The organism is Seonamhaeicola sp. (assembly GCF_028281565.1).
Classification (GTDB): domain Bacteria; phylum Bacteroidota; class Bacteroidia; order Flavobacteriales; family Flavobacteriaceae; genus Seonamhaeicola.
Map to the genome: position 1 here is coordinate 26,381 of NZ_JANQJQ010000014.1, position 23,004 is coordinate 49,384.

Annotated in this window: 17 protein-coding genes; 12 read left to right on the plus strand and 5 right to left on the minus strand. The window is 40.9% G+C overall.

Going from position 1 to position 23,004, the window contains the following annotated elements; translation table 11 throughout:
* Nucleotides 1-35: 35 nt before the first annotated feature.
* The 12 genes from Q0983_RS06700 to Q0983_RS06755 all read left to right on the plus strand — a co-directional run bounded on the left by Q0983_RS06700 (nt 36) and on the right by Q0983_RS06755 (nt 15,392).
* A complete protein-coding gene (locus Q0983_RS06700) occupies nt 36-1,253 on the plus strand; it encodes an ABC transporter substrate-binding protein (protein ID WP_299550513.1) in 1,218 nt (405 codons plus the stop codon).
* 2 nt (nt 1,254-1,255) lie between these two features.
* Nucleotides 1,256-2,134: a sugar ABC transporter permease gene (locus Q0983_RS06705; RefSeq protein WP_299550515.1), complete on the plus strand. Its 879-nt coding sequence runs from the start codon at nt 1,256-1,258 to the stop codon at nt 2,132-2,134.
* A 40-nt stretch (nt 2,135-2,174) separates the two neighbouring features.
* On the plus strand, nt 2,175-3,698 hold the full coding sequence (locus Q0983_RS06710; protein ID WP_299550517.1) for a glycoside hydrolase family 32 protein: 1,524 nt from the start codon (nt 2,175-2,177) through the stop codon (nt 3,696-3,698).
* Nucleotides 3,699-3,700: 2 nt separating this feature from the next.
* Nucleotides 3,701-4,525: a carbohydrate ABC transporter permease gene (locus Q0983_RS06715; protein WP_299550519.1), complete on the plus strand. Its 825-nt coding sequence runs from the start codon at nt 3,701-3,703 to the stop codon at nt 4,523-4,525.
* Nucleotides 4,526-4,528: 3 nt separating this feature from the next.
* Nucleotides 4,529-5,641, plus strand: a complete 1,113-nt coding sequence (ugpC, locus tag Q0983_RS06720; RefSeq protein WP_299550521.1) for a sn-glycerol-3-phosphate ABC transporter ATP-binding protein UgpC — start codon at nt 4,529-4,531, stop codon at nt 5,639-5,641.
* Between the two features lie 30 nt (nt 5,642-5,671).
* The gene (locus Q0983_RS06725) at nt 5,672-8,026 is read left to right on the plus strand and encodes a glycosyl hydrolase family 65 protein (RefSeq protein WP_299550523.1); all 2,355 of its coding nucleotides are present in this window, start codon (nt 5,672-5,674) and stop codon (nt 8,024-8,026) included.
* A complete protein-coding gene (gene pgmB, locus Q0983_RS06730; protein ID WP_299550525.1) occupies nt 8,023-8,682 on the plus strand; it encodes a beta-phosphoglucomutase in 660 nt (219 codons plus the stop codon). The genes Q0983_RS06725 and pgmB overlap by 4 nt, the downstream gene beginning before the upstream one ends.
* 216 nt (nt 8,683-8,898) lie before the next feature.
* Nucleotides 8,899-10,929: a glycoside hydrolase family 65 protein gene (locus tag Q0983_RS06735; RefSeq protein ID WP_299550527.1), complete on the plus strand. Its 2,031-nt coding sequence runs from the start codon at nt 8,899-8,901 to the stop codon at nt 10,927-10,929.
* A 7-nt stretch (nt 10,930-10,936) separates the two neighbouring features.
* Complete coding sequence (locus Q0983_RS06740) at nt 10,937-11,371, plus strand: doxx family protein (RefSeq protein WP_299550529.1); 435 nt, start codon at nt 10,937-10,939, stop codon at nt 11,369-11,371.
* 3 nt (nt 11,372-11,374) lie between these two features.
* A complete protein-coding gene (locus Q0983_RS06745; RefSeq protein WP_299550629.1) occupies nt 11,375-12,715 on the plus strand; it encodes a sugar porter family MFS transporter in 1,341 nt (446 codons plus the stop codon).
* A 23-nt stretch (nt 12,716-12,738) separates the two neighbouring features.
* Nucleotides 12,739-13,617 carry a carbohydrate kinase gene (locus tag Q0983_RS06750; RefSeq protein WP_299550531.1) on the plus strand — a complete coding sequence of 293 codons (879 nt, stop codon included), beginning with the start codon at nt 12,739-12,741 and terminating at the stop codon, nt 13,615-13,617.
* Nucleotides 13,618-13,901: 284 nt separating this feature from the next.
* Nucleotides 13,902-15,392, plus strand: a complete 1,491-nt coding sequence (locus Q0983_RS06755; protein ID WP_299550533.1) for a sulfatase-like hydrolase/transferase — start codon at nt 13,902-13,904, stop codon at nt 15,390-15,392.
* A 36-nt stretch (nt 15,393-15,428) separates the two neighbouring features.
* Here Q0983_RS06755 and Q0983_RS06760 read toward each other — a convergent pair whose 3' ends face one another.
* The 5 genes from Q0983_RS06760 to Q0983_RS06780 form a co-directional block, all read right to left on the minus strand.
* Entirely contained in the window at nt 15,429-16,274 is an 846-nt protein-coding gene (locus Q0983_RS06760; protein ID WP_299550535.1) for an endonuclease/exonuclease/phosphatase family protein, read from the minus strand.
* 7 nt (nt 16,275-16,281) lie between these two features.
* A complete protein-coding gene (locus Q0983_RS06765; protein ID WP_299550537.1) occupies nt 16,282-18,132 on the minus strand; it encodes a family 43 glycosylhydrolase in 1,851 nt (616 codons plus the stop codon).
* The gene (locus Q0983_RS06770) at nt 18,122-19,783 is read right to left on the minus strand and encodes a sulfatase (protein WP_299550539.1); all 1,662 of its coding nucleotides are present in this window, start codon (nt 19,781-19,783) and stop codon (nt 18,122-18,124) included. Before Q0983_RS06770 ends, Q0983_RS06765 begins: the two co-directional genes overlap by 11 nt.
* Complete coding sequence (locus tag Q0983_RS06775) at nt 19,783-20,667, minus strand: alpha/beta hydrolase (protein WP_299550541.1); 885 nt, start codon at nt 20,665-20,667, stop codon at nt 19,783-19,785. The genes Q0983_RS06770 and Q0983_RS06775 overlap by 1 nt, the downstream gene beginning before the upstream one ends.
* Nucleotides 20,668-20,764: 97 nt before the next feature.
* Nucleotides 20,765-23,002, minus strand: coding sequence for a glycoside hydrolase family 3 N-terminal domain-containing protein (locus Q0983_RS06780; RefSeq protein WP_299550543.1), 2,238 nt, complete (start codon nt 23,000-23,002; stop codon nt 20,765-20,767).
* Between the last annotated feature and the right edge of the window lie 2 nt (nt 23,003-23,004).

The following is a 23,004-nucleotide window of genomic DNA, read 5'->3' on the forward strand; positions in this document are numbered from 1 at the left end:
ATCTAACTTTGAAAAATCTAACAACTAAAACTAAATTGAAAACATTTTACGTCATATTACTATTTATAGTATTCTTTTCCTGTAAGAGCGAAGAAGACAAATTGCGTTTTTCCAGTTGGCAGTCCAGTCCGACCGAAGAAAAAATAGTGCGGAACTCCCTGGATTCTTTTTCAAAAGAACACCCCGAAGTAGCTTATAATTACCAACCCATTCCTGGGAATTACCCGGAAAAGATACAGCTCATGCTGGGAACCGGTAAAGCACCCGACTTATTTTGGTTAAAGGGAGACACCTCACCGGCTTATTTAAGCTTTGATGTCTTGCAGTCTTTGGATTCCCTGGTAAACGCCGATCCTGAATTTGATCCGGATGATTTTCTGCCGGCTTTTAAAGATGCTTTTAAATATAAGGGAAAATACTATGGATTTGGTAAAGACTTTAACGCTTATGTCCTGTTTTACAACAAACAAATGTTTGCTAAGGCAGGCTTGACAGCCCCTCCTAAAAACTGGAAAGAGTTACAGGCTTATTCAAAACTGTTAACCAAAGACAGAAACCAGGATGGAAAACCGGACCAATACGGCTTTATTGTTGAACCTTCTATTGATATGTTGTTACCCTTTGTATTTCAAAATGGTTCCGATCTCATTTCAGATGACAATGACATACTGGTTAATTCAACAGCGTTTGTAGAGGCCGTGGAATTTTTCTTGTCACTTTACAATAGTGGGGTTGCTACCATACCAAGTGATGCCGGTGCCGGATGGAACGGTGATGTTTTTGGGCGCAAGCAAGTTGCTATGGTCATATCCGGTGCCTGGATGATCCCATATCTTAAAGAGAGCTATCCGGATCTGGAATACGGTGTCTCAGAATTACCCGAAGGCAAACATAAAGCGACGCTGGCCTTTACCAATGCTTACGTTATTCCCAAACAAACCAAAAGGCTTGAAGCGGCCTGGAAAATGCTGAGCTATATGGCGGGGAAAGATGGCATGAGAATTTGGACATCTTCCGGAATAGCCCTACCCACCCGAAAAAGTGTGGCTATTGAAAACGGGTTTTACAATGATTCCATTTTTAAAGTATTCATGAAGAGTGCGGAATATGCCAAACTTTATAAAGTAAATATGCAGGAACGATGGTTTGACGAAACCAACGCGGCCATGCAGGCCATGTTCTATAAAAAAGCCAATCCGCAAGACGTCCTGGATGGCCTGGCCAAACGATTAGAAAACTATAAACTAAAATAAAAATGACTATTAAGCCAAAGAACGAACAAAAGATCTGGGCCTATACCTTTTTGGCATTCCCACTGCTTTTGCTTTCCATATTTGTGTTCTTTCCTATAGCCTTTGCTTTTATAGTAAGCTTTTTTGACTGGAACCTGCTCATTCCGGACAAGCCCTTTGTTGGGTTGGGAAATTATATAGAACTATTTAAGGACCCCGTTTTCGTAAAAGCTATTAAAAATACGGTCATTTACACCCTGGGCGTGGTGCCGGTTCAAACCTTTTTGTCGCTCTTTTTGGCTTTTATCATGAACCAAAAGCTTCGGGGAAGAGCCTTCTTCAGAACCGCATTCTATATTCCGGCCATCACCTCGTCTGTGGTCACTTCCATCATCTTTGTCTGGATATATTCAAAACCGGGATTACTAAACTATTTACTCAGCAGTGCGGGGGTAGACTCTAACATTGACTGGCTTACAAACCCCTCAACGGTGTTACCCGCCATTATGATGCTAAACGTATGGACCACCTCCGGATACTTTATGGTGTCGTTCCTGGCAGGTTTACAAAACATACCGGCCAGTTTGTATGAAGCCGCTAGAATTGACGGTGCCAGTCAATGGAAACAGTTTTGGAAAATTATGGTGCCTATGGTGCGCCCGGTCACCTACTTTGTAGTGGTTATGAGCCTGATAGGCTGCTTTCAGGTTTTCGACCAGATCTTTGTAATGAGTAGCGGCGGACCGGATAATGCTTCTACCACCATGAGTTATTTTGTTTACCAGAACTCCTTTAAATATTTCAGGTTCGGTTTTGGTGCAGCTTCGGCTGTGGTTTTAGCTTTATTGATCTTTACGGTAACAGCGGTGCAAAAGAAATATTTCCCACCAGAAGCTTATTGATACCATGTATTTCAGAACAACATATTTATTACTTTTTTTAATGATCAGTTCCTGCATATCAGAAAAGAAACAAGAGGACAACAAGTCTGTTAAAGCGGAGGCTAATACCCCTGAAAGGACAGCATTGCACAGACCGCAATACCATTACACTTCCTTCAGGAACTGGTTCAACGACCCTAACGGCCTGATATACCATAAGGGACTATATCATATGTATTACCAGTACAACCCCTACGGTACGCAATGGGGACACATGAGCTGGGGGCATGCCACCAGTAAGGACCTGATATTCTGGAATGAAGAAAAAGTAGCCATCCCCGAAGATAAGCACATGATCTTTTCCGGTACAACAGCGGTTAGCCCGGAAACCCCGACAGCCCTTTGTGACGCTCCTGATTGCATTGTAGCGGCCTACACCTCATTTGAATATGAGTTGGACGAAAACAAAAACATTAATGCCCTGGCGCAACACCAAAGTCTGGCCTTTAGTAAGGACGGTGGTTACACTTTTGAAAAATACAAGAACAACCCGGTTTTGGATATAGGGTCGAAAGAGTTTCGGGATCCCAAAATTTTCTATCATACAGAAAGTGCGAAATGGATCATGCTCGTTAGCTTAGCAGATCAGCATGCCATTGCTTTCTACACGTCAAAAGATTTGTTGAACTGGACGGAAGTCTCCAGATTTGGGAATATTGGCAATGTTGACAGCGTTTGGGAATGTCCGGATTTGTTTAAACTGAATTATAACGGACAGGAAAAATGGGTATTGACATTATCCGCCGGACATCCTTCAGGCCCTGGCTTTTATGCCATGCAATATTTCATAGGTTCTTTTAACGGCATGTCGTTTAAAGCGGACGCACTGGATTACCCACGATATTTGGATTTCGGAAAAGATTTTTACGCCGGGATCACGTTTGCCAATACCAATAATTTAAACCGGGCTACCATGATATCCTGGCTAGGGTGCCATGTGTATACTAAAGATACACCGACCACCACCTGGCGAGGTGCCATGTCACTACCCAGAGACCTCTATCTGGACATGGCTGAAGACACCATCATCTTAAAAAGCAAACCGCCCTTGCATTATATAAAACCGCTCATACAGGATACTTTCATTCAAGATAAGATCGAGGTTAATGGAAATCACCTGCTACCCATCGCATCAAAATCTTTTGTTAGTGCCTTTAAAGTTTTAAAGGACTCCGGAAGCGCCGGTATCGAAATCTTTAAATCAGACTCCGAAAAAACTGTTATAGGTTTTGACTTTGATACCCGTGAGGCTTTTATAGACCGTAGGGGTTCCGGAGATGTTTCATTTAACAAGAAATTTCCAAGTATCGAAGTCGCCCCGGTAGTTTCAAAAAACAAAGCCGTTAGCTTCACCATTTTTGCGGATGAGTCCGTTGTTGAAGTTTTTGTCAATGATGGTGAGACCGCCATTACCAATCGCGTATTCCCATCAAAAACCAGTAATAAAATAACCCTGTTCACTGAAAATGGAACTGCTCAATTTTCAAACATTTCGGTGAGCACCTTAAAAAGTATCTGGAATTAATCATGAAGGCATTAAGATTACAAAAAATACTATTTTTAGCCGTATTGGGTGTCATGACCCTGATCTATATCGGACCATTTTTATTCTCATTAAGTATTTCTTTTAATGCTGACAAAAATGTATTCGACTGGCCCATAAAATTGCTTCCTGAAAACTTTACACTTGATAATTATAAAAATGTCTGGAAAGATCTGCCCTTTGGCAAGTGGCTTTTCAATAGTGTTCTGGTAACCACCATTCAAACATTCTCCAATGTTTTCTTCTCGGCACTGGCAGGTTTCACTTTTGCCCGACTCGAATTTCCCGGGCGCAAGATAATTTTCACGCTCTTATTAAGTAGTTTGATGATCCCCGGAATCATTCTATTGGTACCAAAGTTCATAGTTCTGAATGAGTTATCCATGATCAATAGTTATGGCGGATTAATTCTTCCCGGCTTAGTAGGCGTGACCAATATTTTCCTGATGAAGCAATTTTTTGAAACCATCCCGAAGGACCTGGAGCAAGCTGCATTGATTGATGGCTGCAGTTATTTCAGATTGTTTTGGCAAATATTTTTACCCATATCCAAACCGGCTTTAGCCGCCGTAGCCATCTACACATTTCAAGGGGCCTGGAATGAATTCCTATGGCCTGTGATTGTTTCCTATACGGAAGATATGTACACCTTACCCCTTGGAATGGCAAGCTTAAGACATGAATTACTAACAGACTGGCCACTGCTAATGGCCGGAACAATATTAATATCACTCCCAACATTGGCCATCTTTATCATCTTCCAAAGGTACTTTGTGCAAGGTGTGGCCAGTTCAGGATTAAAAGGATAACATATGGCAACAATAGACATTAAAAATCTTAAAAAAGTATACCCGGGAGCAGAAGATGCCACCATAAAACAAGCCTCTTTGGAAATCGAGGACAAAGAATTCATTGTGCTGGTAGGACCCTCTGGCTGTGGAAAATCTACGCTTTTAAGGATGATTGCAGGGTTGGAGGATATTACCGACGGAGAACTCCTTATAGATGGCAATTTGATGAACGAATTATCACCAAAAGACCGGGACATTGCCATGGTTTTTCAAAACTATGCCTTATATCCGCATATGACCGTATTTGAAAATATGGCCTTTGGGTTAAAACTTAGAAAGGTCCCCAAACAGGAAATAAAAGAAAAGGTTGAGAACGCCGCCGACATCCTGGGCATAACCCATTTACTTGACAGAAGGCCGAAAGACATGTCTGGTGGCCAACGTCAAAGAGTCGCTATTGGAAGGTCTATTGTAAGGCAACCAAAAGTATTCTTATTTGACGAACCCTTATCCAATCTGGATGCTGCTTTGCGCGTACAAATGCGAGCCGAAATAAAAAAACTTCACCGCGATCTAAATGCAACCATCGTTTATGTAACCCATGATCAGATAGAAGCCATGACCATGGGCGATAGAATTGTAGTGCTGAAAGATGGAAACGTCATGCAATTCGATACGCCTATGAACCTGTTTAATAACCCTGCCAACAAATTTGTGGCCGGATTTATCGGGAGCCCGTCCATGAACTTTATTGAAGGCGAGATCATCATGGAATCATTCACAACATTTAAATCCCAGGATCTAAAGTTTTCTGCGCCTCCGGATTTAAGGCCGTGCTTAAAACCCTATATAGGCAGGCGTGTTATTTTTGGGTTCAGGCCGGAATATATTTATGATAAAGCCGTAGAAAAAACAAAACGCCTTTCCGAAAGCATGGAAATAGAAGTACAGGCCTTAGAACCCATTGGTAGTGAAACCTTTGTCTACTTCCATTTTACCGGCAACCCTAATCATCAATTCTGCTTTAGAAGTGATTCCGGATTTGCCTATAACATTGGAGATAAAATTACCATTGGCGTTGATATTCAAAGACTGCGATTCTTTGAAGCGGACACGGAACAACGCATCATGTAACCTTTAAATACTTAAAATAAAAATAGCTAGATGAGAACACAAGACGACACCATAATGTCTTATGATCAAGGAGAAAATGAATTCAAAAATTGGATCGTAGCAGAGAGCTCCTTTAAAAGAAAATACCAGGGAAAATGCGAGGTCGTTATGAGTTTGGGCAACGGTTATCTGGGCATGCGAAGCTGTACCGAAGAAAGTTATCTGGGTCAGGTAAGAAACACGTTTGTATCGGGTACCTTTAATAAAGCCAATGCCAATGAGGTTACAGAACTCCCTAATGCGGCTGATATTACAGGCATTGATATTTTTATTAACGGGGAACTTTTCAGTCTTGAAAAAGGCACTTTTAGTGACTACAACCGGGCTTTAAACCTAAAAACAGGTGAATTATCCAGGACGTTTATCTGGACCTTTGACTCGAAATCCTATCGTTTTGAGTTTAAGCGATTTGTTTCATTCGCTGATCTGCACCTGATTGGTGCCCATATAAAAATCACACCTTTAGACAACGATAGTAACATTGAGATTAAATCGGGCATTAACGGCCAGGTAACCAACAGTGGTGCCCAGCATTTTGAAGAAGGCGAAAAACGCATATTCGATAAGGCATACCTTCAAATGCTTCAAAACACCAATGAATCCAACATCACTTTTATACATAATACCTATCACGAGTTTAACTCAAAGGACGTTGAGGTAAAGTCCAGGTTTGAAATGGACAGAAGGAAAGTTTTAATGCTATATCACTGTGAAGTCCCTGCCAATGCAACCCTGGAATTCAGCAAAATTTCAAATCTATATACTACCAGAGATAAAGCTTACGAGCACTTATCCCTCCAGGAATTGAGGGACCTGTCCATTGAACACCTGAAAAAGCAATCCGAAAAGGGGTACCAACTTTTACTTCAGGAGAGTATTTTAAACTGGGAAGAGTACTGGGAAAACATGGATATTAAAATTGACAGTGACAACGCCTATGATCAATTAGCTATCAGATTTGCCATGTATCATCTGTTGGCCATGGCACCCAAGCATGATTCCAGATACGGTATTGGTGCCAAAGGCCTTTCCGGTGAGGGTTATAAGGGCCATTCCTTTTGGGATACGGAAATATTTTTGCTCCCGTTCTTTACGTACACACATCCCGAAATTGCACGACACCTCCTGGAGTACAGATATCACACCATTGAAGGTGCCCGAAAAAAAGCAAAAGAAAACGGATACAGAGGTGCCATGTATCCCTGGGAATCTGCCTGGGCCGATGATGGTGAAGTGACGCCGGTTTGGGGAGCCGCCGATATTGTCACGGGAAAGGCCACCAAAATATGGAGCGGCTTTATTGAACAACACATAACATCAGACGTAGCCTTCGCCGTTTGGCAATATTACCAGGTTACAAATGATGAGGATTTCATGATACAATACGGTTATGAAATCCTTCTGGATACCGGGATATTCTGGAGCACCCGGCTGGAATGGGATGAGAAAAAACAAGAATATCATATAAATAATGTTGTGGGGCCCGATGAGTATAAAGAGCACGTGAATAACGATGCCTTTACCAACCATACGGCCAGGTGGTGTATGGAAAATGCCTTAAAATACCATGACATTGTAAAAGAAAAACATCCCGGACTATATGAAGTATTAAGTACCAGGCTAAACCTTGAATTTGAGATGGCAGAACTAAAAGAGCGCTATGACAAGGTTTATCTCCCACAACCTAACGAGGACCTGGTAATTCCTCAGGACGACACCTATTTATCTTTAAAAGAAATAGACCTCAGCAAATACAAAAATCAGGAGCACGTGGGTTCCATATTTAAAGATTTCAACCTGGACCAGGTCAACCAAATTCAGGTATCAAAGCAGGCTTCTGTTGTTATGCTCATGTATCTTCTGGAATATAAATTCAATGATGCTATTAAAAAAGCCAACTATCAGTATTATGAGCCCAGAACCCTACATGACTCGTCATTGAGCTTGTCTACTCATGCCATTTTAGCGGCCGATATAGATAACCTGCCTTTGGCCTATGACCTCTTTGAAAGTGCTTCCAGAATTGATCTGGGCCCTAATATGAAAACATCAGACCATGGCATCCATGCCGCTTCTTTAGGAGGTATCTGGCAAATTATTGTGTGCGGTTTCGGAGGCATCAGAATGCTGGACGGAACCTTAAGACTTAACCCAAAATTACCGGCAAACATAAAATCTATAGAATATCCTATCCACTGGCATGGTAATCCGCTCAAAATAACGGTAACGACTGACGCCATAGACATTATAAATAAAGGAGATAAGCCTGTAGCTATTGAAATTTACGGTGAAAAACACCAAATAGAAAACCAATTAACCTTTAAAACTGTTAACAGCGTATTATGATAAAAGGATTCATTTTTGATTTAGACGGCGTCATTACAGATACCGCTGAACTTCATTATCTGGCATGGAAAGCCTTGGCTAATTCCATGGACTGGGCGTTTGACCGGGAGATCAACGAAAAGCTAAGAGGCGTGTCCCGCATGGATTCCATTAACATCATTAAAAACCATAATAATGCAGAAGTATCACAAGAAAAGCTTTTGCAATTAGCTACACTTAAAAATGATATTTACGTTGAAAGCTTAGAAAACATTACTCCAAACGATTATCTTCCGGGCGCTAAGGAACTGCTTACCCATTTAAAAAATGAAGGCTTTAAAGTAGCTTTGGGGAGTGCCAGTAAAAACTCCTCAATAGTATTAAACCAACTGGAAGCCATGTCTTATTTTGATGTTATTGGTGACGGAAACAGCGTCTCTAAAAGTAAGCCTGCCCCGGATATTTTTCTTTACGGTGCTGAAAATCTGCATTTAAAACCTGAGGAATGTGTGGTATACGAAGATGCCGAAAGTGGTGTTGATGCCGCCATAGCAGGAGGTTTTTATTTAGTAGGTATAGGGCCAAAAGAAAGAGTGGGACATGCCCATGTACGTTTTGACTCCATGTTAGAGGCCACGTTATTTGAGGTTAAGACAGCCTTTAAACAGTTGTTCTAGTCAAAATTGGGACAAGAGATATACGCTTTTTTAAAGCGCTATAGTATTTAACAATTTATGGACAGCTCTGTACCAGGTCAAATTCCTGGTCATTATTTAACGATTCCAGATTATCGAAATCGTTATCGGACGTTTTTTGATTCCTTTTTTTCGGGTTTTAGACCAAATCACTGAAAAAAAGATGATATTTAGTTTATTACTTTAATTATTAATCCAATGAAATTTTTCTTTTCAATAGTTGTTATGCTAACCGCACTTTTGAGTTTTTCCCAACATGATGGTTGGCATATTTCGGCTACAGACAGCTCCAATTACACGGGCATTGTAGTTGCTAACGGAAGAATTGGGATTTTACCCTCCAAGCACATTTTTAAGACAGAACAGATCATTCTTAATAATGTTTATGACAAGGAATCACCTTTAGGGGTGAGTAGGATATTATCAGGTCTTAATTTCCAAGACATTCAAATTGAAATAGACGGGGAACTGGTTTCCGATGAAAACATTTCCAACTGGAAACAAACCCTAAATATGAAGGAGGCCTCCTTTACAACCTCCTTTTCCTTTAAAAACAAAGCGCAGGTATCCTATACCATATATGCTTTAAGGAATGTACCGTATACGGGCTATCTGGATATTTCCGTAAAAGCTTTAAAGGATATTTCCATACAGGCTACAGCAAGTATCGTTACGCCGAAAGAATACCATAACCCCATGAGTACCTTTAGAGTCTTACGGGATTTGGAAACTACCATGCCCATTCTGCAAACCGTGGCACAAAGCAGACAAAAAAGACATACTGTAGCAGCTTCGGGAACCTTTATCTGGCATGACATCAATAGTACCAGAGAACATCAAAGGCCGGAGTTACATCATAAAAAAATTGATGACCACAACCATCAATTAAGCTTTAACAAGTCACTTAAAAAAGGGAGCGCTCTGGATTTTGCCTGGACCGCGGCACAAACCACAACACAGGATTTTAACGACCCGCAGAGCGAATCTGAACGCTTTGTGATTTTCAATCTTCTAACGCCCAGGGAGGATCTGTTAAATCAGCATAAAGCGCTATGGCGTGATCTTTGGCAAGGCGATATTATTGTGGAAGGCGACTTACAGTCGCAACAAGATATTCGTTTGGCGCTCTATCATTTATATGCCTTTGGAAGGGGTGACAACAATTTAAGTATCGCCCCCATGGGTCTATCCTCTCAAAATTATAATGGCCATATCTTTTGGGATACCGAATTATGGATGTACCCGCCCCTGCTATTACTTAACCAGGATATAGCCAGATCTTTAGTAAACTATCGCTCAGACCGATTGGATAAAGCAAAAGAAAAAGCCGTAAACTTTGGTTATAAAGGCGCTATGTTTCCCTGGGAAAGTGATGATACCGGAGAAGAAGCCACGCCGGCCTGGGCTTTAACCGGAACCTTTGAGCATCACATTACAGCCGATGTGGCCATAGCTTTTTGGAATTACTACAGGGTGACCAGAGACAAGAAATGGTTAGAACAAAGAGGCTATCCCATGCTAAAAGAGGTAGCCGATTATTGGGTTAGCAGAGTCCATAAAAATGACGATGGCAGCTACAGCATTAAAAATGTTGTTGGTGCCAATGAGTTTGCGCCTAATGTAGACGATAATGCTTTTACCAACGGTGCCGCCATTACGGCATTGCAGTATGCCTCGCTTGCAGCAAAAGCATTAAACCGTTCCGGTAATAACATGTGGGATGAAGTAGCCTCCAAAATCAAGATCTATCAATTTCAGGACGGCACTACTATGGAGCATAGCACCTATGACGGCGACATCATAAAACAGGCCGATGTTAACCTTCTTACGTTTCCTTTGAATATAGTTACCGACAAAGCAACCGTATTAAAAGACCTAAAATACTATGAGCCCAAACTGGCTAAAGAAGGCCCTGCTATGGGGAAATCGGTTTTCGCCGTTATTTACGCCCGTCTAGGCGATGCGGACAATGCCTTCAGGTTATTCAAAGAAAGCTATGAACCTAATAAACGGCCCCCATTTGGAGCGCTTTCGGAAACGGCTACCGGGCATTACCCGTATTTTGCCACCGGAGCCGGTGGTATGTTACAAACCGTATTGTTCGGATTTGGAGGGTTACACCTGACGGATAATGGCATTGAGCAAAAAAATGCTATCTTACCCAAGCAATGGAAGTCGCTCACTATAAAAGGAGTTGGCAAAGAAAAAAATACCTATGTCATTAAATAATTTTATTATGGAACGTATCATTAAAAAGATTAGAAAAAATCATATTCTGGCCATTTGTCTTGGCATCGTGTATCTTTGGTTTGGCATTCTTAAATTCTTTCCAAACCACAGCCCTGCCGAAAGTCTGGCAAAGAATACGGTTGATATCATAACTTTTGGAAGCATGTCGCCGGATGTATCCATTATATTATTGGCTGCCTGGGAAACGCTCGTGGGCATCCTGTTAATTTTTAATATCAAAAGACAGGTGGCACTGATTTTGGCTTTTGCCCATATTCTCCCAACCTTTTTACCTTTGTTTCTGTTTAGCCAGGATTCTTTTACGTCGCCGTTTTCATTTACACTATTGGGGCAGTACATCTTTAAAAATATTATTATCATTGGGGCTCTGGTCACCTTGTTCAAATACCATCAAAATAAAAACATAGCCGCCTCTGCATAAATAATTACTTTTACAAAAAAACGTGGCATGAACAGAAATATCCTGGCATGGTCCATAACAGCTGCTTTAGCCGGATTTCTGTTTGGCTTTGACACCGTAGTTATATCGGGAGCCGAAAAGAAATTACAGGAACTCTGGGGTTCTTCAGATGCGTTTCATGGCCTTGTGGTGATTGGTATGGCTCTTTGGGGAACGGTCATCGGAGCCTTTACCGGAGGCATTCCCACAAACAAATTAGGAAGAAAGCGGACCTTAATTTACATCGGGCTACTATATACCGTTTCGGCTATTGGATCGGCGTTCTCCAATGACCCCATAACCTTTGCAGCATTCCGATTTATCGGCGGATTGGGTGTAGGCGCCTCCACTATTGCCGCACCAACCTATATCTCGGAAATTGCACCGGCCAAAGACCGTGGCAAGCTTGTAGGACTCTATCAGTTCAATATTGTATTTGGTATTCTTATCGCGTTTCTATCCAATTACCTATTGAACAACATTGGCGAAAACGCCTGGCGTTGGATGGTGGGTATAGAAGCCTTACCGGCCCTAATGTATACCCTGTTGGCTCTTCTGATCCCCAAAAGCCCCAGATGGTTGCTAACCCAACAGAAAGAAGATGCGGCGAAACAGGTATTTTCAAAAATATCCCCAAACCAGGATGCCCATCAGATTATGGAACAGATAAAAAGTGATTTCCTGGAAAAGAATAACAAGGACACCATTTTCCTAAAAAAGCTTAGGACGCCCCTGATTTTGGCTTTTTTAATCGCTTTTTTCAATCAGCTTTCCGGAATAAATGCCCTGTTATACTACGCACCCCGGATCTTGGAAGAAGCCGGTTTAGGAAACAGTGCGGCGCTTTTAAGCAGTATTGGGATTGGGATTACCAACCTTATATTTACGCTCCTGGGAATTTTTCTAATTGACAGACTCGGAAGAAAACAACTGATGTATTTCGGATCCGTGGGTTATATTGTATCGCTTGTTCTAATTGCCGTGGCGTTTTACCTTAACTGGGGTGGGGTTTCAGTCCCCATTTTCATGTTCATCTTTATAGCTGCTCATGCCATAGGCCAGGGTACGGTGATATGGGTATTTATTTCAGAAATATTCCCCAATCATTTAAGGGGTGCCGGTCAATCATTTGGAAGCTCCGTACATTGGGTGCTCGCCGCCATTATTCCCTCCCTGGTTCCCATATCATTTTCTGTTATTGGCCCTTCAAATGTATTTTTCTTTTTTGCCATCATGATGGTTTTACAACTCTTATTTGTTATTTTCATGATGCCGGAAACCAAAGGCGTGTCTTTGGAAGCTTTGAGCAAAAGATTAATGAAGTGACCTGACATTTATAAACAAGATTTATGTTATCTATCGTTTGTTTTGGGGAAGTTTTATGGGATGTCTTTGATACCCATAAAAAAATTGGAGGGGCACCTTTAAATGTGGCACTCCGGCTTAATGCCTTTGGAAATAAAACCGCCATCATAAGTGCTGTTGGGAATGACCCGGAAGGAGAAGAACTCCTGTCCTATCTGAAAGAACATCGCTTAAACACAACCCATATTCGAATCCATAAAGAGTTTAAAACCGGTATGGTAAACGTTAGCCTAAATAATGCGGGAGTGGCCTCTTATACCATTGAACACCCTGCTGCCTGGGACAACATTGAAGGAACACCGGCAAACAAAGCACTAGTAAAACAAGCCGATGCATTAGTTTACGGAAGTCTGGCCTCACGGGATGCGGTTTCAAAACAAACCTTGATTGATTTAATCGGAGTTGCTAATTTTAAAATTTTCGACATCAACCTAAGGGCTCCCCATTACAATTACAAGGATTTACAGTTTTTAATGGACCAAGCCGACATGATTAAGTTTAATGAAGAAGAACTTACGGAACTATGTGCATCCTTAGGCAAGTCCTATCCCTCTCTAACCGACCAGCTAAACTTTATTTCAGAAAAAACTAACACCCATACCATTTGCATTACCCTGGGGGAAAAGGGCGCCGTGCTTCTTAACCATGGCATGCTGTATACCAATACAGGTTACACCGTAAAAGTTTTGGATACCGTGGGAGCAGGCGACGCCTTTTTGGGCACCTTCATTCATTATCTGTTAAGTGAAAACAACCCGCAAAAAGCCCTGGATTACGCCTGTGCCGCAGGAGCTTTGGTAGCCAGTAAAGCCGGTGCCAATCCTAAAATCGAGGAAAAAGACATTCTGGATCTTGTAGGTTGACCTGTTATCGAACCAGCCTTTAGTATTTAAAAAAGTCCCATGCAAATTTCAGCATCCAAAAAATCCATAACTTAAATGGTCATGAGTCTGGTTCCCTGTGTAGGACCTTCAAATCTAAGCTAAAATCCAACGTTTATATTAACTTGTTAACGCTTAAAATAAACAGTAAATCAAAACTTATTGTTAAGCAATAAGATAAGACATTTATTCTACTGGTTTGTACAATTGTTCTAATTCATATTTATCCCGTATTTTATATTTGTTTAATTAAATAATAATACAAAATGACATCAGTATATAAATTAACAGTCCTATTTTGCCTGTTCGGTGTAAATATGGCTTTGGTATTTGGTCAACAACCTAATATAATTGTAATTTTTGCAGATGATCTGGGGTACAATGATGTAGGTTTTACAGGAGCAACACCAATTAAAACCCCAAATATTGACAAATTAGCTGAGTCCGGGGTGATTTTCACAGATGGCTATGTCACACATCCTTATTGTGGTCCTTCAAGGGCGGGGTTAATGTCCGGTCGTTATCAGGCCAGATTTGGTATGGAATCAAACCCAAGTTACTCCCCCTATGACGTTGACCAGGGCATTCCACTTGATGTTCGTTTCTTTCCTGAAGAACTCCAAAAGAAGGGCTACAGGACAGGTATCATAGGAAAATGGCATTTGGGTGCAGCACCGCCACAACAGCCTAACAACAGAGGGTTCGATTACTTTTTTGGATTCTTAGGCGGCGGGCATGATTATTTTACAACAGATATTACGGCTTCTCATTATACAAAGGATGGTAAGCGTTTAGCTTATAGCCCTGTTGAAGGAGGATACCTGCCATTACAGCGAAACAAACTGGCTGAAAATGTTAATGGTTATTTAACCACAGTTTTTAGTGAAGACGCGGTAAAATTTGTTGAAGACTCAAAAAATGATGCCAAACCCTTTTTCCTGTATTTAGCTTACAATGCGCCTCATGGCCCGCTTCAGGCTCCAAAGGATATTATTGATAAGTACAAGCATATAGAGGATAAAAACAGACGAGTTTATGCAGCAATGATCGATGTCATGGATCAAGGGATTGGGTTGTTAATAGATGCCCTGGAAAAAAGCGGACAACGGCATAATACCATGATATATTTTCTAAGTGATAACGGGGGTGTTTATCCCAAGCGAAATTATGAAAATGAGGATTGGGCCGATAATTCCCCTTTTAGAGCCGGAAAAGGCTCTACTTTTGACGGCGGTATACGTGTTCCTTTTATACTAAGTTGGCCTGCAAAAATTGCAGCAGGAACGGTTTACAGCAATCCTGTTATCTCGTTAGATATTGCGGCAACAAGCTTAAAAGTTGCAGATAAACAAAGTGATCTTAGCCAGTATGATGGAAAAAACCTAATTCCGTATGTACTTGGTGAAAACACTGGGCTACCGCACGAGGCTCTATTCTGGAGAGGCGGTAATGGCAGGTCATTTGCCGTAAGGACCGCAACCGAAAAGCTAATTGGTCGTAGTGGAAAACGTCTTGAGGTTCAGTATTACAGCATAGATACTGATATTTCTGAAAATGATAACATAATAGAAAACAAGAAAAAGAGCGCTATGAAAGTGGCTGAGTTATGGAACGCATGGAACAAAAAAAATGTTCCAAATCGACATATTCAAGTAGGTGATTATCAGAAAAAGCGTGAGACAAAGTTAAAAGAAATTCACGAGGATTATCAAAGTAAAACAAAGCCGCTTTATTTCATCCCCAAAGGTTTAGATTAAATTTGATTAAAGCACTATCAAATTAAAAAAATGAAATTAATCGGATAAAATAGTTATCTCAGCATACACCGGAAAATGGTCTGAGGGATACCTGCCATTTTTTGGGTTGCTCAATACGGCATATTTATTGACTTGAACATTATCTTTACTAGTAAGAATATAATCGATTCTTCTGCTAACGGGTCTATCAAAATGAAACCCATTATAAGTGCCTATAGGTCCAAAGGGTTTGTCTTTTGAAATACTTTTTGAGTCGTTAAAATAAGTATAAAGTTGCTTGATGTTTTCGGTTTCGGGCTCAAGATTAAAATCGCCCATCAGCACTACAGGAAGTTTTTGAATGTTTATTGCTTTCACCTTCTTTAGAATAAGTTTTGGGCTTTCCATTCTGGCAATTTTACCAACATGGTCAAAATGTGTGTTGAATACCCAAAAGCGTTGTTGTGTCTTCACATTTTCAAAAAGGGCATAAGTACATATTCGATTGCACACCGCATCCCAACCCATTGAAACTTTATCCGGAGTTTCAGATAACCAAAAAGTACCATTTTCAACGATTTCAAAAATGTTTTGATTATAAAAAATTGCAGAATATTCACCTGAATTTTTCCCATCATCACGACCAACCCCAACATATTTAAAATCAACCAAAACACTATCCAAATATTGCATTTGATTGGGCAACGCCTCCTGAACTCCAAAAACATGAGGGTCATAAAAATTGATTTGCCCAACAACTAAATCCTTTCTATTGTCCCAACTGTTTTTCCCTTCCTTTGGATAGTCAAGTTTAATGTTGTAGGTCATCATTCTTGTAGTTTCCTGACCCTGTACCAGCATAAAACAAAAAACCAAAAACAGCAATGCAACAATTGTTTTCATAATATTTCTATTTCATAAATACAATATCACCTCTATCGGAAATACCATTTTCATTAAATGCTTCAATGGTAAAATAGTATGGCGTATCACGATCCAAACAGCGCATAACATGTTCATTGGTATCGTAGACCAACCAGGATTGATATAACTTATCCGGAGCAATTCCCCAACGGATATTATAGCCCTGGGCACCTTCCCCGGCATGCCATGTGAAAGTAGCATCTCTTCTATCAGCTTCACGTTTTACTTCAAACCCTGTTACACTTTCCGGTACTTTACCATGGCCCAAACCGAACACCCTAAACTCAGACATGGCAAAGTTTGGTCCCGGAACTTCTACATTGTTATAGCGCACATACTTTGCATTAACCGGCTCGTCCAACTCAATGTAAGCATTGGGCGCATCTATATTGCTGTTACTTCTGTCTGCAATGGTCTGCCACTTCTCGCCATCTTCAGACACCTCAATGCTAAAACGGTGGCTCAAACCTTCAACACGAGTATAAATAGCTGACTCATGGTCATGGAAATTAAGTTGAAACGCATGAATTTTTCCCGGATTAAGCATTTCAATTGTTATCCATTGTTCGTCATTATTTGCCTCTGCCACCCAAAAGGTTTTTGGATTTTCATCGGTTAACACATTCGCCAGAATAGCACCATCAGCATTTTTTTTCATCGGTAATTCATTCACCACTACGTCATCATCATCTGAAGTAAATTTCATGATCTGTTTCAACGATGAGGACACCGTAACATTTCCTTTATACGAAAGCAACATCCAGCCATTATGCTGTCCGGCCTTTGTAGGATGATTGGGTACAAAGCGCGGATAATCCCCATAATCTGTTGTGGAATACATTAAACCTTCATCATCAAAATAAGTTGGGAACATGCACAAACGACGTTCCCATTGCGCATTTGAAGCCAAAGCCATGGTTGCAAAATGCCAATATTGCCCACCGGTTTGTTTTACCGTAATACCATGACCGGCACCATTCATAAAGCCTCCGGGTTTAAAACTCATAGGGTTATTTTTCATATAGTTAAATGGCCCAAGCGGTGTGTCTCCAATGTAAACACCATCGGCATACACATTAAATTGGGTTCCCGGTGCTGCATATTGCAAATAATATTTACCACCGTGCTTTGTCATGGATGCACCTTCCATATAGCCCTCTTTCAGCCTTGGATGAAAATTATTTTCGCCAAAACGTTCCCACCCGTGTTCTTCTTCAATTAGATTAATCAGTTCTTTTCTAACACCGGTTTCCAGAAAACGGTCCTCTTTATTTAACATGTTCACTCTTATAGGATGCACGTTGGACGAGCCCCAATACAAATATGTTTTTCCGTCATCATCGATAAATAATTCTGAATCCTGAATATTTTTTGAAATAGAAGGTGTGGGTGTCCACTTACCGCTTTTTGGATCTTCTGTATAAAGTATACTTCCGTAACCCGCAGGATCCCCTGCAAAATACACCAATGAATCTTTATAGTTAAAAGCTGTAGGCGCATTGCAGCCTTCAAAAAACCATTGTTGTGGTTTTATAAAATTCCAGCTAACCAAATCTGTGGAATGCCAATAACCAAATGACCGTGTAACGAACATATAGTATTCTCCCTTAAATTCGATAACTGCCGGATCTGCTCCTGAACGATAAGACAAGTTGCTGCTTGAATTGTAGACCATGTAAGTATAATCTATATCTAATGGGTTACAATAAGTTTCGACGTCTTTAGCAGTATTCGAAATGGTTTTATGACCCGCATCTGTATGTGCCATTCGTTTACAGGAATGCAACCCTATAAGGAACGATATTACCATTAGTATTTTAAATTTTCTAGTGCTCATAAGCTTCCATGGGTTGCCCTCTTAAGCGTTCAAATCCTTTGTAAGCTCTTTTTATTTGATCTTTATTGGCACGCTCAAATTCCTTTTCGGTAACATGATATTGCGCTTGCAACGCTTTTAATTTTATTCGGAGTGTTGCTTCAATAGTATCATAATCCTTATTATTGATAACATTATCGATCTCATTCGGGTCTTTTTCCAGATCATACAATTCCCATTCATCAATGTCATCATATACATGAATTAGTTTGTAACGTTTTGTTCTAACACCATACATCTTTTTAACCATATGAAATGCAGGAAAATCATAGTAATGATAATAAACAGCATCTCTAAAATCACCCTGTTCCACCGCTCCTGCAAGTAAAGGCTTTAGAGATTTCCCTTGCATATCTTTGGGAATTTCAAGACCTGCAAAGTCTAAAAAAGTTTCTGCGAAATCCAGATTTTGGGTAAGAGCAGTCACTTCTGTTCCGGGTTTTATGGCTCCGGGATATTTCATCAGCATGGGCATTCCCAATGATTGTTCATACATAAAACGTTTGTCGAACCACCCCTTTTCACCCAAATAAAATCCCTGGTCCGTGGTATAAACTACGATGGTATTCTCTTCTAAATTATTGGCTTTTAAGTAATCCAAAATCTTACCGACACCCTCATCAACTGCAGATACGGTAGCTAAATAATCCTGCAGATAACGTTGCAGTTTCCATATATCTAAGTCCTGACCCGAAAGATTGGCATCATGGAAAGCATCGTTTTTCGTTTGATATGCCTTATTCCATGCAGTTCTTTGCTCAGGTGTCATGCGCTGGAAATCTGTTTTCCACGGATTGTGAGCCAGCTCGGGACTGCCCTTTCTTTTGGTCATTTTTAGATCATGGCCTTCATACATATCCCGGTAAACAGTTTGATACTGTTCTTTTGAGGCTGTTGAATTCTTATGATTGATAAAATACGTATCAGGCACCGGAAACTTCACCTCGTCGTACTTATTGAGATGACGAAGCGCAGGCATCCAGTTTCTGTGTGGTGCTTTATGTTGTACCATAAGCATAAAAGGTTGCCCCTCATTTTTTATGTCATTTAAATACCTGATGGCATCTTCGGTAACAATATCGGTAGCGTACCCTAGGACCATGGTAGTATCTACTTTTTTAGTCGCTTTATCTACCTTAATAAAATTAGGGTTATAATAATTTCCCTGATCCTGAAGGATGTTCCAATAATCAAACCCTTGCGGCAAACCATGTAAATGCCATTTCCCAATCATGGCCGTCTTATACCCCGCCGTTTGCAATAATTTAGGAAAGGTTTGCTGACTACCGTCAAACGTATCACCATTCATGCGAAATCCGTTTATATGACTGTGCTTCCCCGTTAAAATTACGGCACGACTGGGTCCGCAAATGGCGTTTGTACAGAAGTTATTTTTGAAAATAGCACCTTCTGTCGCAATCCTGTCAATATTGGGCGTTGGTGCCAATTGACTGACAGGATGCCCATAGGCACTTATAGCCTGCGTAGCATGGTCATCGGCCATTATAAAAATAATGTTAGGCCTTGTTTCCGGAATAGCTTTGTTTGTTTCTCCTTGTTTGCAAGATTGAAAAGCAACCACAATGCATAGTACAAAACATATCTTTTTCATCAATTCTTATTTACAATAATGGTAGTTTGGATCGTCTCGTTACCATGTATAGTCCGCTTAAAAAAATCAAGAATATCATCCAACTTTTCAAAAGGGATCTGACTTAGTTCATGTCTGCCTCCAACTACTTTATTAAAATAATACGATGCCTCCAGGTCCTGTAATTTATTGGCAATGATTTCCGACCCATCCAATATGAGATATCCCGGTCTGTCAGGGGTACAATAGTGATGTGGTGCTTTTCCAAAAGGCACCAGATCATCATCCGTGCCATGAAATAAAACGGTAGGGACCGCATTGTTTTCCGAGATGTAATCTGCGTCTACCATGGCTCCTGCCAAGGCCATGATACCGGCAAAATTCACGGCTTCATACTGAGATGTATCATCTACGTAAAAGTGCTTTAGGTATACCGCGCTCAAGGCACCTTCGGCTCCTGCACTGCTACCGCCGGCAATAATTTTTGTAGGGTCCACATGAAGTTTTGATCTGTTTTCAACAAGGTATCTCGCCGCATCCAAATAGTCCAGGGCAGCCTGTCTGAAAACATCCAGTTTAAATGTTTTAGGGCAATCACATCCTACCCCGGTTTTTGAGCCCTTCAATAACAGTCGGTAGGATATTGAAACACCTACATACCCGCTTTCTGTCAGGTATTGCATCATTTTAACCTCATCCGGATTATCACGCTTTCCACCGGCAAAGCCGCCTCCATGCATCCATAAAATAACGGGTAAACTATCGATAGACCGGACGTTTTTGGGTGTATAAACATCCATTTTTAAAGTGTCCGTTCCTTTTATAGCATAAGTGTAAGTTGTTTTGTTCTGCGACCAGACCAAACAGTTTAAAAGAAACAACAGCAAAACAAGTTTATATTTCATAATGGATAGTGTCATGTTTTTCTATATCGAGCGTGATAGGTTTTCATCTCGAATAAGCCTATAAGATAAAAAAAATCTTATAGGCTTTGGCTATTAACTATTCCAGGTTAAATGAATGCTCAAAATCAAAATCTGAAGTGCCTTTAATTGCTATTTCAAACGCACCCGGCTCAATTACAAAGGCTTCGTTATTATAAAATTCCAGATCTTTCGGGGACAGTTCGAAACTCACACGTTTACTTTGCCCTTTTTCCAGGAATATTTTTTTGAAGCCTTTGAGTTCTTTTACGGGTCTTGTAATACTCCCCACCTTATCATGAATGTATAATTGTACCACTTCATGTCCGTCATAATCCCCTGTATTGGTTACGGTAACAGATGCCGTTAGCGTATCTGACATGCCGATGGTTTCTCCGGATAGCTCTAAATTGCCGTACTCAAATGTGGTGTAACTCAATCCATGCCCAAAAGGGTATAATGGTGTATTAGGTACGTCGATATAATTGGATTTGTAATCCTCCTTGGGATCATCAGGCGGGATTGGGCGCCCCGTGTTTTTCATATTGTAATAAATAGGTATTTGACCTAGTGTACGTGGGAAAGTTACCGGTAATTTTCCTGATGGGTTATAGGCCCCGAACAATACATCTGCTACGCCGTAACCCCCGCTTGTCCCGGGAAACCAGGTTTCCAGAATAGCGTCAGCCAAAGTGTCTTCTTCAGACAAATCCAATGGCCGGCCGTTCATCAAAACCAGGATAATAGCTTTGTTTGGTACCGCTTTTCTAATCGCTTTAATTAAATCTGTTTGGCGTCCCGGTAATTTGATATTGGTTCTGCTGGCCGCTTCGCCGCTCATATCATAATCTTCGCCCATAACCATCACAACTTTATCGGCTTTTCTGGCAGCCTTTATGGCCTGATCAAAGCCGCTTTGATCTTCGCCTTCAATGTTACAGCCTTTGGCAAATACAATTTTAGAATCACTTAAATATTCCTGAATCCCCTGGTAAACACTAATAGCTCTACCTTTTCTATCTCCTGCTGCGGCCCAATTCCCTAAAATATTTTCTTTATCCCTGGCCAATGGGCCTATCAACGCAATGGTTTCGTTTTTGTCCAGGGGAAGTGCCTTATCTTCATTTTTTAATAACACGGAACACATGGCAGCCGTTTGCCGTGCCGCTTCTAAAAATTCCGGTTTGTAAACCATTTCTTTTTCGCGTTGTTCATCACAATACCTATAGGGGTCTTCAAACAAGCCTAATTTATATTTTGCCAACAGTATTCTGCGACAAGCATCGTCTATTAGTTTAACATCCACTTTACCTTCGTTCACCAAAGCTTCCAGATACAGCCTATTGGCACTGCTCATCATATCCTGATCTATACCTGCTTTAATGGCCAACTCGGTTGCATGCTTTTCGTCTTCGGCAAAACCGTGTTCTACCAATTCGTTTATAGCAGTATAATCGGTCACTACAAAACCTTTAAAACCCCATTCATCTCTTAGAACATCCCTGAAAATAAATTTATTCCCTGTGGCCGGTACCCCATTGACTTCATTAAAAGCTGTCATAAAAGTTTCAACACCCACATCTACAGCTGCTTTAAATGGTGGCAGGTATACATTTCTCAATTCATCATACCCCATATTGACGGTATGATAATCACGCCCTGCCTGTGCCGCACCATAACCCACAAAATGCTTTGCGCAGGCCAGTATGGTATTGTGTTTTGATAAATCATCGCCCTGAAAGCCTTTAACGTAAGCCTTAGCTATTTCACTCCCTAAGTACACATCTTCTCCTGCTCCTTCTGAAATGCGTCCCCAGCGTGGGTCTCTGGCTATGTCGACCATAGGTGCAAAGGTCCAGTGAATACCTTCTGCCGAAGCTTCTTCGGCAGCAATTCTGGAACCTTTTTCAATATCTTCCAAATCCCAACTTGCGGCCAACCCCAGGTTTATTGGAAAAATGGTTTTAAACCCGTGAATAACGTCGTAACCAAATAATAAGGGGATTCCCAGGCGCGTTTCTTCTACTGCCAGTCTTTGCAGTTCCCTGGTGCCTTTTACAGAATACACATTCAGCATGGCTCCAACAGCCCCTTCTTTAATAAACTTTTTATTATTGGAACTCACTGTGGGCCCTGTTACGCTCCATCCTCCGCTGTACATTACAGTTTGGCCTATTTTTTCCTGTAATGTCATTAGGTTCATAAGGGAATCCACTTTGGCATTGTAAGGCGTGCCTTCAGAAGAAGGCGCTTTATTATTAGTTGTGCAACTAGCGGAAACTAACACCAATATTGAGATTAAAATACATTTGTTCATTT